Annotated in this window: 11 protein-coding genes; 3 read left to right on the plus strand and 8 right to left on the minus strand. The window is 47.8% G+C overall.

The window, feature by feature from the left end; translation table 11 throughout:
* The first annotated feature begins 14 nt into the window (after positions 1-14).
* The 3 genes from ACOMG9_RS22770 to ACOMG9_RS22780 all read left to right on the plus strand — a co-directional run bounded on the left by ACOMG9_RS22770 (position 15) and on the right by ACOMG9_RS22780 (position 2,231).
* Positions 15-731 carry a YggS family pyridoxal phosphate-dependent enzyme gene (locus ACOMG9_RS22770; RefSeq protein WP_422135729.1) on the plus strand — a complete coding sequence of 239 codons (717 nt, stop codon included), beginning with the start codon at positions 15-17 and terminating at the stop codon, positions 729-731.
* Entirely contained in the window at positions 721-1,545 is an 825-nt protein-coding gene (proC, locus tag ACOMG9_RS22775; RefSeq protein ID WP_448218846.1) for a pyrroline-5-carboxylate reductase, read from the plus strand. The genes ACOMG9_RS22770 and proC overlap by 11 nt, the downstream gene beginning before the upstream one ends.
* 134 nt (positions 1,546-1,679) lie before the next feature.
* Complete coding sequence (locus ACOMG9_RS22780) at positions 1,680-2,231, plus strand: YggT family protein (RefSeq protein WP_422139181.1); 552 nt, start codon at positions 1,680-1,682, stop codon at positions 2,229-2,231.
* 160 nt (positions 2,232-2,391) lie between these two features.
* Here the strand turns inward: ACOMG9_RS22780 and ACOMG9_RS22785 are convergent, their stop codons facing one another.
* From ACOMG9_RS22785 to ACOMG9_RS22820, 8 genes are all read right to left on the minus strand, one after another.
* Positions 2,392-4,320 carry a hypothetical protein gene (locus tag ACOMG9_RS22785; protein WP_448218845.1) on the minus strand — a complete coding sequence of 643 codons (1,929 nt, stop codon included), beginning with the start codon at positions 4,318-4,320 and terminating at the stop codon, positions 2,392-2,394.
* Between the two features lie 350 nt (positions 4,321-4,670).
* A complete protein-coding gene (locus tag ACOMG9_RS22790; protein WP_448218844.1) occupies positions 4,671-5,648 on the minus strand; it encodes a hypothetical protein in 978 nt (325 codons plus the stop codon).
* Between the two features lie 232 nt (positions 5,649-5,880).
* On the minus strand, positions 5,881-7,098 hold the full coding sequence (locus ACOMG9_RS22795; protein ID WP_494529469.1) for a hypothetical protein: 1,218 nt from the start codon (positions 7,096-7,098) through the stop codon (positions 5,881-5,883).
* Positions 7,099-7,415: 317 nt separating this feature from the next.
* Positions 7,416-9,152 (minus strand): ankyrin repeat domain-containing protein, encoded by a 1,737-nt coding sequence (locus ACOMG9_RS22800; RefSeq protein WP_494529470.1) that lies wholly within the window; start codon positions 9,150-9,152, stop codon positions 7,416-7,418.
* 231 nt (positions 9,153-9,383) lie between these two features.
* On the minus strand, positions 9,384-10,886 hold the full coding sequence (locus ACOMG9_RS22805; protein ID WP_494529471.1) for a hypothetical protein: 1,503 nt from the start codon (positions 10,884-10,886) through the stop codon (positions 9,384-9,386).
* Positions 10,887-11,169: 283 nt separating this feature from the next.
* Entirely contained in the window at positions 11,170-11,748 is a 579-nt protein-coding gene (locus ACOMG9_RS22810) for a chorismate mutase (RefSeq protein WP_422135739.1), read from the minus strand.
* Between the two features lie 291 nt (positions 11,749-12,039).
* Positions 12,040-12,633, minus strand: coding sequence for a hypothetical protein (locus ACOMG9_RS22815; protein ID WP_448218839.1), 594 nt, complete (start codon positions 12,631-12,633; stop codon positions 12,040-12,042).
* 240 nt (positions 12,634-12,873) lie between these two features.
* Positions 12,874-14,061: a hypothetical protein gene (locus ACOMG9_RS22820; protein ID WP_448218838.1), complete on the minus strand. Its 1,188-nt coding sequence runs from the start codon at positions 14,059-14,061 to the stop codon at positions 12,874-12,876.
* Positions 14,062-14,309 lie beyond the last annotated feature (248 nt).

A 14,309-nucleotide genomic window follows, 5' to 3' on the forward strand; every position in this document is an offset into this window, starting at 1 on the left:
TACTGTACAGGCTGATGACCTTATTAAAAAGTCAATTCGACCAGGTTTTTGAAAGAATTCACAAAGCTGAGCAAGCCAGCGGCCGGGAAAGTCAGGTAAAACTTCTGGCAGTCAGTAAAACCAAACCTGCCGGGATGATTGCCGAGGCCTGGCAGCTGGGTCAGAGGGATTTTGGCGAAAACTATTTGCAGGAGGCTGTGGATAAAATAACCCAACTCAGCGATCTGGAAGGGTTGGTCTGGCATTTTATCGGACCGATCCAATCGAACAAAACCCGCGATATTGCCAGTCACTTCCAATGGGTACACAGTGTCGATCGTTTTAAAATTGCCCAACGACTCAATGATCAGCGCCCGGAACAACTTCCGCCCCTGAATATCTGTCTTCAGGTCAATATCAGCGAAGAAGAAAGTAAATCCGGGGTCACTCTGACAGAACTTCCTGAACTGGCAGCAGCCATATCCCAACTCCCCAGGCTTCAGCTGCGCGGACTGATGGCAATACCCGCACCGGAAGAAGATGAAGTTAAACAGCGGGCTCCCTTTAAAAAGCTGGCAAATGCCCTTGAATCTCTTAACCGTGAGCACCATCTAACTATGGACACATTGTCCATGGGAATGACCAGTGACCTGGAGGCAGCCATTGCTGAAGGGGCAACCATGGTTCGCATTGGTACGGCTCTTTTCGGGGCCAGAAGTCAGAACCATCAAGGAGTCAGGAATGACCAATAAGACCATCGCATTCATCGGTGCTGGCAATATGGCCAGCAGCATCATGGGTGGATTGATTGAACACGGCTGGCCGAAAGAGAGAATATTCGCTTCCTGCCAAACGCAGGAAAGTGCCAGAAAATGTTCTGACCAACTCGGTATTCATACCTCTACCAGCAATCTGGAAGCAGCAGAAAAGGCTGAAATTGTGGTGCTTGCTGTTAAACCTCAGATGATGAGAGCGGTTCTGATTGAACTGGCCTCCGTGCTTCAGGCGCATAAGCCCTTCATTATTTCTGTAGCTGCCGGTATCCGCCTGGATAGTCTGGATGTCTGGACTGGCGGCGGCCTGCCCATTGTCCGCAGTATGCCCAATACGCCATCACTTCTGCATTGTGGTGCGACAGGCCTGTTCGCCAATCCCCGGGTAACGGATGAACTGAAAGCCATTGCCAATGAGATTTTTTCACCCATTGGCATTCTTCACTGGCTGGACAAAGAAGAACAGGTCGATACCATCACCGCCTTATCAGGTTCGGGTCCGGCTTACTTTTTCCTGATGATGGAAGCCATGGCAGAAGCCGGGGTCAGGCTGGGGCTGGATCATGAAACCGCTGAACGTTTTTCATTGCAAACCGCTCTGGGAGCTGCAAACATGGCCGTTCAGAGTGGTGTTGATGCTGCCGAGCTTCGCAGAAGAGTCACCTCTCCCGGCGGAACCACTGAACGGGCTTTGAAAACCTTCCGACAGGAAGGCTTTGAAGCGGTGGTTTACAAGGCGGTTAAGGCCGCAAAAGAAAGGGGTGCGGAACTGGCAGAACAACTGGCTGACTAGGAGCCTCTATTTCCCGCACCCGGAAGTTTCATAGTAAACTGGTCAGGACACTGGGCTCAGCCACATAAGCCACCTTGCTTCCCCGGCTTGCTCACTTTTATTTAACCATGGCTGTTTAAACACGAAGGATTTTTATGTCAGCACTCTCCTCCAGCCTCGTCTTTCTGATACAGACCCTGGGAGGTCTGTATATCATGGCTGTACTGCTGCGCTTTCTGCTGCAATTGGTTAAAGCAGACTTTTATAACCCCATCTCCCAGGCCATTGTCAAAGTCACTTCGCCGCTACTGAATCCTCTCAGGAAAGTAATTCCGGGAATGGGTGGTCTGGATCTGGCTGCTCTGGTCCTTGCCCTGATCTTGCAGATACTGCTGGTTTACGTACTCTTTATGGTTCAGGGTATTGCCGCTAATGCGATTCCTTTTCCCCAGGTGCTGATTGTCAGCCTTAAGGAGCTGGCAGGTGAAGTTTTGAACATTTATATGTTCAGCCTGATCGTCATCGCTATTGCCAGCTGGGTAGCACCCGGCAGTTACAACCCGGGCCTGATGCTGCTGCATCAACTGACCGAGCCTCTGAGCAGCAGGATCAGACGGGTAATTCCGCCTTTGGGAGGATTGGACTTTTCCCTGATGGTACTGGTTTTGATTATTATTACCCTGAAAAACTTCATTGCTGCATTGTAATAAAGTTTGAGACCCCCAAACCTCTGGCTTTTGCCGGTATCGCATAACTCTCGCAACGCATTCCTACGCCCGGGCCCTGTGGGTCCCAGCGTGGGAACCAGAGCTTTGTGACAACCTCTGGAGCCCGGGAACAATTCACAGGTTTATTGAACACTGTGGACTACTCTTCATAGGGATCGACATCCATATCGTAATCAACATCCCACCCTGCTCCATGGGTATCGCTGGAATCTTCCGCAATGCCCGCAAGCTCCGTTGAATGATTATGAGCGTCGCTTATTGGCGGAAGTCGCGAAATTGATAATGACACGGCTGATAGGGCGTTAAGAAACGAAGATCCACGGCCAAAGCCGCAAGACGTGAGGTTGAAACCAGGCAGAAAATGTAAGCTTGCTCCTGAGGCTTGCGATTGAGATGGCTGGCTTTGTCGCCAGTTTTGTCCTTCACCACTTGAACTTGATGGCATGACACTAACCGAAGATCCACCAGCTTGTGGCTGAAAGGTTTGTGTTCGGCCCGCCGAACTTCCTTCGGATCTCAGCGACACTTCAGTTGATCCACCGGATTCTCCGAGTCTGCAAAAGCCATTGCAGGAATCGAAGAAACAATTAGAACTCATAGTATGGTTCCCAAGCTCCCTAAGATGACCATGAGTGTCGCTTACCATAACGCCATATGGCCGAAATCGATCAAGTGGGAACCTGGCAGCTTCTGAACGTCCTATGCAGATACGAACCCAAGGTTCACTGGTAGTCGAGGGGTCGAAACCAGCCACAAGATGGCCGATTGCTGCTGAGTTTTGTCGTTCGCGAAATGCAATTGATGGAATGACAATAAGCAAAGAACCACCGACTCCTAGTTGATTGTTTCGCATTCCCGTCATGCCACGATTAGTGTGGCCCGCCGAACTTCCTTCGGATCTCAGCGACCCTTCAGCTGATCCACTATCGCCGGATTGTCGGAGTCTGCAAAAACCATTGCAGGAATCGAAGGAACAATTAGAACCCATAGTGTGGTTCCCAAGCTCCCTAAGATGACCATGAACGTCGCTTACCATAACGCCATATGGCCGAAATCGATCAAATGGGAACCTGCCGACTTCTGAGCGTGACATGACGGTACGAACCCAAGGTTCACTGGTAGTCGAGGGGTCGAAACCAGCCGCAAGATGGCCGATTGCTACTGAGTTTTGTCGGTCGCGAAATGCGATTGATGGAATGACAATAAGTATAGAACTACCGACTCCCAGCTGATAGGTTGGCGTTCCTGTCATGTCACGATTAGTGTGCCCCGTCGAACTTCTTTCGGAACTCCGCGCCCCTGCAACTGATTCACTGCTACCGAATTGTCGGAGTCTGCAAAAGCCATTGCAGGAATCGACATAACAATTGAAACTCAGAGTATGCCGGGATTGCTCAGGGCCCTGATTACCGCCCCCAGAGCCAGAAGAAATGAGGCTGGACAAAGCAATTGTAAGATGGGGAGTTGTTCCTGAGGCTTGCGATTGAGATGGCTGGCTTTGTGGTTGGTTTTGTTGCCCGTTTTGTCCTTCGCCATTTTCGGGTTTTGTTTTGGTGGTGATCAAAACCGGGTGATCCCCCTGTGCCAGCATAGGTACCGGGTCCAGTTGATCCATAGGGTTAAACAGCGGCGAATCGGGGTTCCAATAGCTTTTCAAAAGCAAGCCAAGAGTGGCAAACGCCTCTGCGGGCATCCATGAATAAGATTTGGCGCTCAGAGGGGTGTCGCCGGTGGTCAGAATCAATTTGTAAGCAACCAGCAGATGACTAACGTAAATTAATTCCCACGAGATCGATTCAATAAGGGACTTTGTTGCACCATAACCGCCAACTCTGTGTGAATTGTCATCAGGCGGCAAAATTAGTCCTGCGTCATCACTTATGCCTGCGACGGATGATGGATTATACGATAACGCATCAAGATCACGCTGTACAAAAAAGCTTCCTTCCGAAACGACTCCGTCGTGTTCAAACTCGACAATAAAATGTGTTTTCAACGATTCGGCGTGACAGGTAACAGCCAGCCACGCCAGCAATAAGAGCAATGACGAAGAGAGTGTTTTTTTCAAACTTAATCCTTAGATGCGTTTTGTGCTTTTTCTGAACAGGAAAGTTAGACCAAGAGATTAATAAATCAAGAAAACAAGTATTTTTTCAAAAACAACCACTTGTTCCAATGCTCAAACAGTGTCGTAAAACTCTGGTCTTCACGCTCTTAGGCTCTGTGGGTCCCAACATAGGAACGATTCTGGAAACCAAAGGTCGCACCGGGTAAGAAAATGTCGCTTGAGTAACTGCATCATTATCAGCACTCGCGATGAAGTTTAATTCTATGGGCGTGAGCATCCAAGCAGGGTGCCCCGCACACATCACAGATTTTGTAGAACATTGGCCCGGTACGAAGTGTATCCGCCGGGTCTCAGCCATCGGATGGTGCTCGGAATTTACACTCACCATGACAGGAATCGATGTGACAATTGAAACCGTAAGTATGTTGGGGTTGTCTATGGCCCTCTGAACGTTTCGTTTGGCCAGTCCGCGCTGCGCAGGGGGTAAAATAGATGCCAGCCAAATACAGGACGGGAGTGAGAAGCCCCTCTACAACCTGGCTAAACAAACTTTGTTCATTATTCGCCGTTCTACGGGGTGATGATCGGAGTTGACAAACGCCATGACAGGAACCGGCGTAACAACTTAAACCATAAGTATGTTGGGGTTGTTCAGGGCTTTCGCCACCATCGCCCGAGCCCGACGTCAGTAAGCCGGTGATAGAGCCTGAAACCCCGGTGCTGGTTGTTGTCCCTGAGGCTTGCTGACCGGATGAACTGGTTTGCTCATTTTGTGGTTGGCTTTTTTGCTGGCCATTTCCGGAGAGCATCATAGTGCTGATCACAAATGGGTCATCCCCCTGTGTCATCACAGAGGTCGCCTCCCGATGATCCATCGGGTTAAACAGCAGTGAATCGGGGTTCCAATAGCTTTTCAAAAGCAGGCCGACAGCAGCAAATGCTTCTACAGGTATCCATGAATCAGCCTTGGTACTCACAGGGTTGTCGCTGGTGGTAAGAACCAGTTTGTAAGCAACCAGCAGATGAGTGGCAAAAATCAACTCCCACGAGATCGATTCAACAAGGGACTTTGTTGCGCCGAAGCCGCCAACACTGCCTGATTTGTCGCCAGGCGGTAAAATTGATTCTGCGTCATCATTTATGTCGGCAAAGTGTGACGGATTGCACGACAATGAATTAATATCACACTTTATAGAGAAGCTCCCTTTTGGGACACTTTCACCCTGTTCAAACTCGACAATAAAATGTCTTTTCAACGGTTCAGCGTGACAGACAACAGCCACTGACATCAGCAATAACAGCAATGAGGAAGAGAGTGTTTTTTTCAAAATTCAATCCTTACATCTGTTTTGTGTTTTTTCTAAACGGAAAAGTTAGATCAGAAAATTGATAGAGCAAGAAAAAAAGCATTTTTTCAAAAACCACAGGTCTCACCGGGTAAGAATTCGCCGACAAGGAAGAGGGCAGGATATCCCCCTGTTCAGGGTAGACAAAAACTCCTCTGTCCTGTTAAAAAAACGAAAGTTATGTGAGATCATGGCGCGTTCCGGGCTTGTACTCTCAACGCCTTCCATGAAGTCTTCTATTCTGCATTATTGCATGCCTTAATTTATGACGGAGCAGCTCTGCAGTATTCCCGAAGATCTTCCCACAAAGCCGCCGTCCGCCATTCTCTTCAGGCACTCTCACGTCACAGAAATGTGGCCTGACGTGGTGTTTGCCTCTGTGAAGCCACAACATTCTGACACTCCTGAGGATCATCCCGCATGGCCGCTGCTCTCCATTCTGTCCGATCACTATCGCGTGACATTCGTTTCTCCTTTTACGAGTTCTGTTGGCTACCCCTGCAATTATTGGACGCAAATTTGGGTTAGCTGGAATGGGCTCTTGCTGGTTAATTTGCCCGTCGAAATCATTTTGGATCTGAAGATTGTAAGAGATTTCCGGGCGGGGACAGGAACTTTGTCCGGGTGTTGAGCCTGTATCTCCTGTCGTACTTTTTTCGGAATTCAGCGGTCCTTCAGCTGACTCTCTGCTATCAGATGATAGTCGGAATATACAGACGCCATTGCAGGAATCAGCGTAACAATTTAAAGCCAGGGTATGCTGCTGGTGTTGTTCAGGATTTTCGTTACCGCCGCCAGAGTCAGAAGACAGGAGCCGGGTGAGAGAGCCTGAGAGTCCGGTACTGCTTGCCCCTGAGGCTTCCTGACCGGGTGACTCTGATGGCCGACTTTGTTGGCCGTTTTCATGGACAGGAAGTACCATCATATTAATGGTTGCAAGCGGGTCATCCTGACTTGCCTTCAGCTGATCTATCAGATCAGACAGCGATGAATCGGGCTTCCAATAGTTTTTCAAAAGCCAGCCGACAGCTAAAAACGTTTCTACAAATAGCCATGGATAAGGTTTGCCACTCAAAGGGGGGGCATTGCTGGTCAGAACCCATTCGTAAGCCACCAGCAGATGAGTGGCGTAAATCAATTGCCATGAAATGGACTCAATAAGGATGGCTTTTAACCTGTAAACGTTAAGTCCATGTGGTTCATCATGAGGCGATAAATCGGGCTCTGCATAGCCCTTTGTGTCGGCAATATCTGACGAGTTGCGTGACAGAGTAGCGAGGTCATGCTTTATAGAAAAAGTCTGGATTGAAGAACCTGCATCATCCTTTTGAAACTCAACAACAAAACTTTCTGTCAACGGGTAGGGCTGACAGATAACAGATAATGAGGCAAGCAGTAAAAGCATGGCCACATAGAGTGAGTTTTTCATCATTGCACTCGTGCATATGGTATACAGACAAGAAAGATAGTTAGAGAAAGTGACAAATCAAAAAAGCGTTTTTTGTCAAAAACCAAAGATTGCATGAGGTAAAAATTTTTCAGGAAGAAGATGCCAGAACACAAACCATCCCCGACCCGAGTCTAATTATCGTCCACTGTCGTTCGGTTAAAAATCGAAAGATATGTGAGATTGGATGCGTGTTTTGAGTTTCAGTCCACACTGGGAAATCACAAAGCCTTTTACCGCGACCTGTATTGTCCGCTCTTATATCCCCACCCTCGTTTGGGCAAGGGTTTATGATGTTTTTGCTAGAAGGACAGCGGTCGGTAAACAAAAGCTCTCAGGTGCTTGGGCAGCTGCAGGCAATTGGAATCGGCGCACAGGGTCTGCCAAAAATTAGCCCGGTTCTGCACCAGCCGCTTGCGGATAGAGGCACGGGCCCAACACTGTAGCGATGCCGGTTGATAAGGTACAGGTGTATAATTCTTCAGGATGTTAGCAACTTTGATATGCCCGTTCTTCTCAGCCAGATGGAGTAAGCTCAAATCGGGCTTATTGTGCTTATTACTGACATTCGGGGGAACCCATAGCTGGTCAAATGGAACAAAGTGCCCGGCCAGCAAAATGGTGACGATTTCTACTCCTTCTGAATAATACTCATACTCATACCCATACCCATACCCATCCCCATGCCCATAAACTAGCCTATCATGCAGATCTTGATGGATAACTTTAACGCCCTCAGAATCACGAACATTTGGATTGGCACCATTGGCCAGCAGGAGCTTGATCACCTTCAGATCACGTGAGCTTACCGCAAGAGACAATGGAAAGAGAAAGCCATTGGGATCATTTGGTTCCACGCCGTTGGCCAGAAGGGTGGCTGTCATTTGCGGACCACTGCGTATCGCCCAGCACAACAGCAGCGCACGGTCAAAGTAACCGGAATGGTACAGACTGGCACCGCTATGAAGCAGTAATTCAACGATTTCAGCATGTCCATCCCTTATCGCAAACCATAGCGGACAGTGGCCTTTGTGGTCCGGGGCATCGGGGTCAGCACCACGAGCCAACAGAATTTTGACAGTATTACTCTGACCAGCCCGCAATGCATAATGCAGTAGTGGATCGTCGTGGCCCAAGGCATTTGCATTAACCCCTTGATTGAGCAGGATGCACACCATTTCTGGATTTATGGATGAAATAGTCACGCTAGCAAGGTCGATTGTCTGATTGATATCAGTGCGTTGAGTGAAGAATTGAGCTGGAAAAACACCAGTATTCAGCGGCCCTTCGGCGGACGCTTTGCTATCGGTTGATGATCGGAGTTTACAAACGCCATGACAGGAATCCACGTAACAATCTAAACCCAAAGTATGCTGGTGTTGTTCAGAGCCTTCGTTACCACCACCAGAGCCAGAAGACAGAGGACTGGTAGAATAACTGCCAGGTTGGTTGGAGGTGGTCCCTGAGGCTTGTTGACCGGATGATGATGGCTGCTGGTTTCGTTGGCCGTTTTGTTGTTGGTTATTTCCGGGAAGCATCATCCTGGTGATAGTAAAAGGCTCATCCCCCTGCGACATCATAGAGGCCACCCCCGGTTTTTCCAGTGGATTAAACACTAGTGAGTCGGGGTTCCAATAACTTTTCAAAAGCCAACCAACAAGGACAAAAGCTTCTGAAGGTAGCCATGATATTGGCTTGGCGCCCAGAGCATCGTTATGGACCATTTCGTAAGCAACCAGCAGATTTGTGGCGTAAAGCCATTGCCATGGAATGGACCTGATAAAGGCTGTGTTTAACCCATAACCGCTAAGCCCATGTCGCTTATTAACAGGTAGAAAATCTGAATCTGGATCGCCATTTGTGTCAGCGATGTCTGACGGGATGTGCGGCTGTGTATTGGGGTCACTCTTTATAGAAAAACTCTGGGTTGAAGAGCCTGCAACCGGTTGAAATTCGACAACAAAACCCCTTGTCAACAGTTCGGCTTGGCAGAAGACAGGTATTATCGCCAGCAGTGTTGCAAAGAGCGAGTTTTTCATTGTTCCATCTCTACATTCTAATTTGTAAAGAAAAAAATAGATCGAAAAAGTGACAAATCAAAAAAAACGGTTTTTTGTCAAAAATCAAAGCTTGCATCAGGTAAAATTTGCCGGGAAGAAAATGCCGGAATACAATTCATCCGTGACCTGATTATAAATGACGTCTACCGTCGTTCGGTTAAAAATCAAAAGATATGTGAGATTGGAACGTTTTCAAACCCTTCGATTATTTCATTCAGACGGGTATTGCTTCTGGTGGAATGTTCTCCTGTGAAGAAGCAGCTCTTCAGTAGTATTGAAGATCACTCCGCATAGTCGCCGCAGCAACCCCCCCACGCCATCATCCATTAACACAGCCAGATCACAAAAATGTGAACCGATAATGTGGTCACTTCTTACGGGATGCGACCATCTGATATCCCATTCACCTTCGTGATATAACTGGCTGTGACTCTGCTGCTGTACACTATCTCTGAAGACCGTCCCGCATAATCGCTGATCACCATCCTCCCCGCACACTATCAGGTCACAGAATGCTGGCTCAACGTGGTATCTCATTTTGTGACTCGACAGCAATTTTTTATTCCTTAAGTGCTTACCGCATGGCATTCGCCTGCCATTCCTCAAAATCACTGGTCTGTCACAGACAACTGTTTTGAGACGATTTGCATTGGCTGTCCCTGCACCTAGTCCGGTGTGGAATCTGATTTTGTGACACGACAGCCTTTTGGCACTCCAGAAGATCTTCCCGCATGGTCGCTGTTCGCCATCCTGCCCGACCAGTATCACGTCACATTCGTATCCCCTGTCACGGGCTGTATTGGCAGCTCCTGCATTTGCCGGGCTTACAGTTGGGTTAACCGGAATGGGGTCTTGTTGGCTCATTGGCTCGTGAGAATTATTTTGGGACTCAACGTTATTTGGGAATTCCGGGCAAGGATATGGGCTTTGCTCTGGTGTTGTTCCTGTTTGTCCTGTCGAACTTTCCTCAACATTCAGTGGCAATTCAGCTGACTCACTGTTCTCGGGTGACGGTCTGAATATACAAGCGCCATGACAGGAATCGACGAAGCAATTTAAACCCAAAGTATGCTGCTGGTGTTGTTCAGGGTCTTCGTTGCCGCCACCAGAGTCAGAAGACAGGGAGCCGGTGACAGAGCCTTGAATTTGGGGGCTGTACGCTGAGGCCTGCCCACTGGAAGATTCTGATTGCTCGCTTTGTTGCTGGCTTTGTTGTTGGCCTTGCTGTTGACCATTTCCGGAGAGCATCATGGCAGTGTTCGCTAATGAGTCATCCTGACTTGCCTCCAGTTGCCCCATCGGTTTAAACAACGATGAATCGGGGCTCCAATAGCTTTTAATAATCCAGCCGACAGCGATAAAGCTTCCAACGCTTAACCATAGATTAGCTCTGAATTGAGGAGCTGTATTAGTGATCAGGAACTCGTCAGCAACCAGCGGACTGATAGCGTAAACCCATTGCCACGAAAGAGATTCAATAAGGGTCGTTTTTAGCCCACAACCGCCAATTCCCTGTGGTTTGTCGGCAATGTCTGACTGGTTGCACGACAGTGTGTTAGAGTCGCTCTTTATACTAAAATACTGGATTGGAGAACTTGCACCACCCCGCTGAAACTCGACAACAAACCGTCTTTTCAACGATTCGCCGTGACAGATGACAGATAATGAAACAAGTAGTAACAGAAGTGCCATATAGAGTGAGTTTCTCATCATTCTATTTGTGCATACGATTTATAGACATGAAAGATAGAAGGAGTAAGTGTCAGATCAAGAAAATAAACGTGTTTTTTGTCAAAAACGAAAGGTTGCACCAGGAAGCTGACCGAGAATAGACTGCCCTACGCGGCAACTGCTCCTGGGTTGCTCAGTCAAAAACCGAAAGAAACTTGAGACTATTTCGCCTTGTGCAGCCGGGAGTACGCTTTTTGAGCAACGAGCCAAGCGGACTCATGACTGGTTTGAAAATGCTATGCACTACAGGTTTCAACGCACTGCACTAGCTCTTGATCAAACGTATCCTCTGAAGACTTTCAAACATCTTCTTTTTATCGTTTTCAGATAAATGCTTTGTATTCACCGTTCTGACAAAGTCTTTCTGCAGATTATTATCAAAAGACCCTCCACCTTTCAGGTATTCGCTGATTCTAACCACAATTTCATCACCAAGCTCCAAAAGCTTTGGCCTGACCTCAGAAGCTAAATCCCGATATTCACTATTTTCAGGATGGGTAGATAACCAGTCAGCCCTATAGCGATATTGAATCGCCTTGGCAGCATCCATCTGTGCCTGAAAGAAACCAACAATAGAGTCCGGTTGTAAACCTGCCTGCTGCGCATCGACCAATGCTTTCTCAAGCACCTGCTTTTCTCTGGCCAAGTCTTCAATCGCACTGTGGCTTTTGGCCTTGGATAAGGCGACATCCTGCATATAATTCAACCGTTGGTTGATTAACTGAAAGATTCCATTCGACATTGTATCGGCAACCGTCAAGGTGGATAGTGTCAAACAGAGCAAACCAATGACTACAAGCTTTGTACTTCCCCAACAATCCTCAGAGCTTAGAACCAGTTTCATTCTGTCGATTCCGCTAGTGACACAGTTCATATTTTCCCAATACCTTCAAATATCTGCCAAAGTCACCAGTGCTTGAGATGAAAAATAAGCTCATACTTAACTCCATTGACAGCCTCTAGAAGTACGGGGTTTTACGCTCATTCGATAAAACAACATAATTCATGTCGCTGATTGGATGTCCCCAAACCTCTTCCCCAAACCTGCACTGGCAGGAATCGACGAAACAATTTAAAAGCAAAGTTTACTGCTCGTGTTGTTCAGGATCCCCGCTACCATCACCAGAGTCAGAAGTCAGGGAGCCGGTGACAGAGGGGAGGTGTTTGCCCCTGAGGCCTGCTGACTGGATGATTCTGATTGGTCGCTTTGTTGTTGGCCTTGCTGTTGGCCATTTCTGCGGAGCATCATGCTGGTGTTTGCAAATGGTTCATCCTGACCCGCCTCCGGTTGACCCATCTGCGGTGAATCAGGATTGCTATAGTACTTAACAAACAAGATGACGGCGATAAACGCTTCCCGGCGTAGATTATCTCTCTGGTGAGGAGCAAAATTGTTGGTAACGAACAGTTCACAAAAAACCAGCATATTGCCAACGTATATCACTTGCCACGGAACGGACTCAATAAGGGTCGTTAACCAATAACCGCCAAGTCCGCGTTGTTTGTCATCAGGCAGAGCAGCTGAGCCTGCATAGTCGCCATTGTTGGCAGACTGATTGCACGACAGTGTATAAGAGCCATTCTTTATAGAAATATTCTGGACTGAAGAACCTGCATTATCCTTTTGAAAGCCCACAACAAATCGACTTTTCAACGATGCACCCTGACAGATTGCAGATAACGAAGCAATCAGCAACAGCTGTGCCACGCAGAGTGACTTTTTCATCATTCCATTCCCGCATCTGACTTATAGAAGAGAAAGATAGATAGAGAAAGTGTCAAATCAAGAAAATAAACCTGTTTTTCTGTCAAAAACCAAAGGTTGCAGCAGGTGAAAGTTTGCCGGGAATAAGATGCCAGAATACAAGCTATTCCTGACCAGAGTGTAAATGACGTCTACTGTTGTTCGGTTAAAAATAGAAAGATAGGTGAAATTGAAGCGTGTTTAATAATTCTACCCAGCACGACATCAATTCTGGTGATATCCACTTCTGTGACAATACAGCTCTTCAAGAGTACTGAAGATCCTTCCACATAGTTGCCACACCTGCCTCCCCTCGCCATCGTCGACGAGCCCTGCCATGTCACAGAAGTGTGACCCAATAATGTGGTCCCTTCTACCGGGATGCGACCATCTAATATCCCATTCACCTTCGTGGTTCAACAAGCTGTGACCCTGCTGCTCCGCGATATTCCTGTAGACCTTCCCGCATACTCTCTGCTCGCTATCCTCCCCGACCACTATCAGGTCACAAAATGCTGGCTCAATGTGGCATTGTGTTCTGTGACGCGACAGCATTTCTTGATTCCTGAAGGACATCTCGCATGGCCGCCGCCTGCCATCATTGAGGATGATTAGCGCGTAACAGAATTTTGGCACGCAGTGGGATCTTCTTACATGAAGCGACCGCCCCTGAACAGTCCTGAAGACCTTCCCGCATCTCTGCCGTTGACCATCCTCTGCGACCATTATCACGTCACATTCGATTCTCCTGCTACGAGTTATATCGGGTGCCCTTGAATCTGTCTGGTATAAAGTGGGACTAGCTGGTCCGTGTTCTTGCTGGTTAATTTGGCCGCGAAAATTATTTTGGATATGTGCGTTATTTTGGATTTCCGAGCGAGGGTGTGGGTTTTGTCCGGGTAGCATCATAGCGCTAATCGCAAACGGGTCATCCTGACTTGCCTTTAGCTGTTCTATCGGGTCAGACAGCGGTGAATCGGAGTTCCAACAGCTTTTCAAAAGCCAACCAACAACGACCAACGCTTCTACAGGTGTCCATGAATAAGGTTTTGTGCTCATGGCAGCGGCACGGGTACTCAGAACCAGTTCGTATGCTACCAGCAAATTCGTGCCGTAAATCAATTGCCACGAAATCGACTCAATAAAAGACGTTTTTAGTCCGTAACTGCCAAGTCTGTGTGGTTTGTTATCAGGCCGAAAAATTGATCCTGAATAGCCGTTTGTGCCAACAATGTCTGACGGAGTAAACGACAGCGTATTAAGGTCACGTTTTATGGAAAAGTTACCAATTAGAGAACCTGCATCCTGTTGAAGCTCGACAACACAGCGTCTTGTCAGTGTTTTAGCCTGACAGACCATGGACGACAGCAACAGCACGGACAGGAATGCCGTAAAGAGTGAGTTTTTCATCATTCCATTCGTGCATTCTATTTTGTAGAAGAGAAAGATAGATCGGGAAAGTGATAGATCAAGAAAATAAGTATGTTGTCTGTCAAAAACCAAAAATTACACCGGATGAAAGGTACATCGTATATAAAAAATCATTCTGCTCTTGGTCAATAGGGTGGCGTTTTCGGTTACCCCGCGTGGCAACCTCTGAGCATCCGCGTCAGCCACTGTCTCGGCAGGGGTTAAGTGCCTGGCAAGACGTGCCCCGTCAG

This window comes from Endozoicomonas sp. PH6C (assembly GCF_059322965.1).

Coding starts and splice junctions, on each gene's coding strand:
- ACOMG9_RS22770 (WP_422135729.1), top strand. CDS start 15: ATGACCTTATTAAAAAGTCAATTCGACCAGGTTTTTGAAAGAATTCAC.
- proC (WP_448218846.1), top strand. CDS start 721: ATGACCAATAAGACCATCGCATTCATCGGTGCTGGCAATATGGCCAGC.
- ACOMG9_RS22780 (WP_422139181.1), top strand. CDS start 1,680: ATGTCAGCACTCTCCTCCAGCCTCGTCTTTCTGATACAGACCCTGGGA.
- ACOMG9_RS22795 (WP_494529469.1), bottom strand. CDS start 7,098: ATGATGAAAAACTCACTCTATGTGGCCATGCTTTTACTGCTTGCCTCA.
- ACOMG9_RS22800 (WP_494529470.1), bottom strand. CDS start 9,152: ATGAAAAACTCGCTCTTTGCAACACTGCTGGCGATAATACCTGTCTTC.
- ACOMG9_RS22805 (WP_494529471.1), bottom strand. CDS start 10,886: ATGATGAGAAACTCACTCTATATGGCACTTCTGTTACTACTTGTTTCA.
- ACOMG9_RS22810 (WP_422135739.1), bottom strand. CDS start 11,748: ATGAAACTGGTTCTAAGCTCTGAGGATTGTTGGGGAAGTACAAAGCTT.
- ACOMG9_RS22815 (WP_448218839.1), bottom strand. CDS start 12,633: ATGATGAAAAAGTCACTCTGCGTGGCACAGCTGTTGCTGATTGCTTCG.
- ACOMG9_RS22820 (WP_448218838.1), bottom strand. CDS start 14,061: ATGATGAAAAACTCACTCTTTACGGCATTCCTGTCCGTGCTGTTGCTG.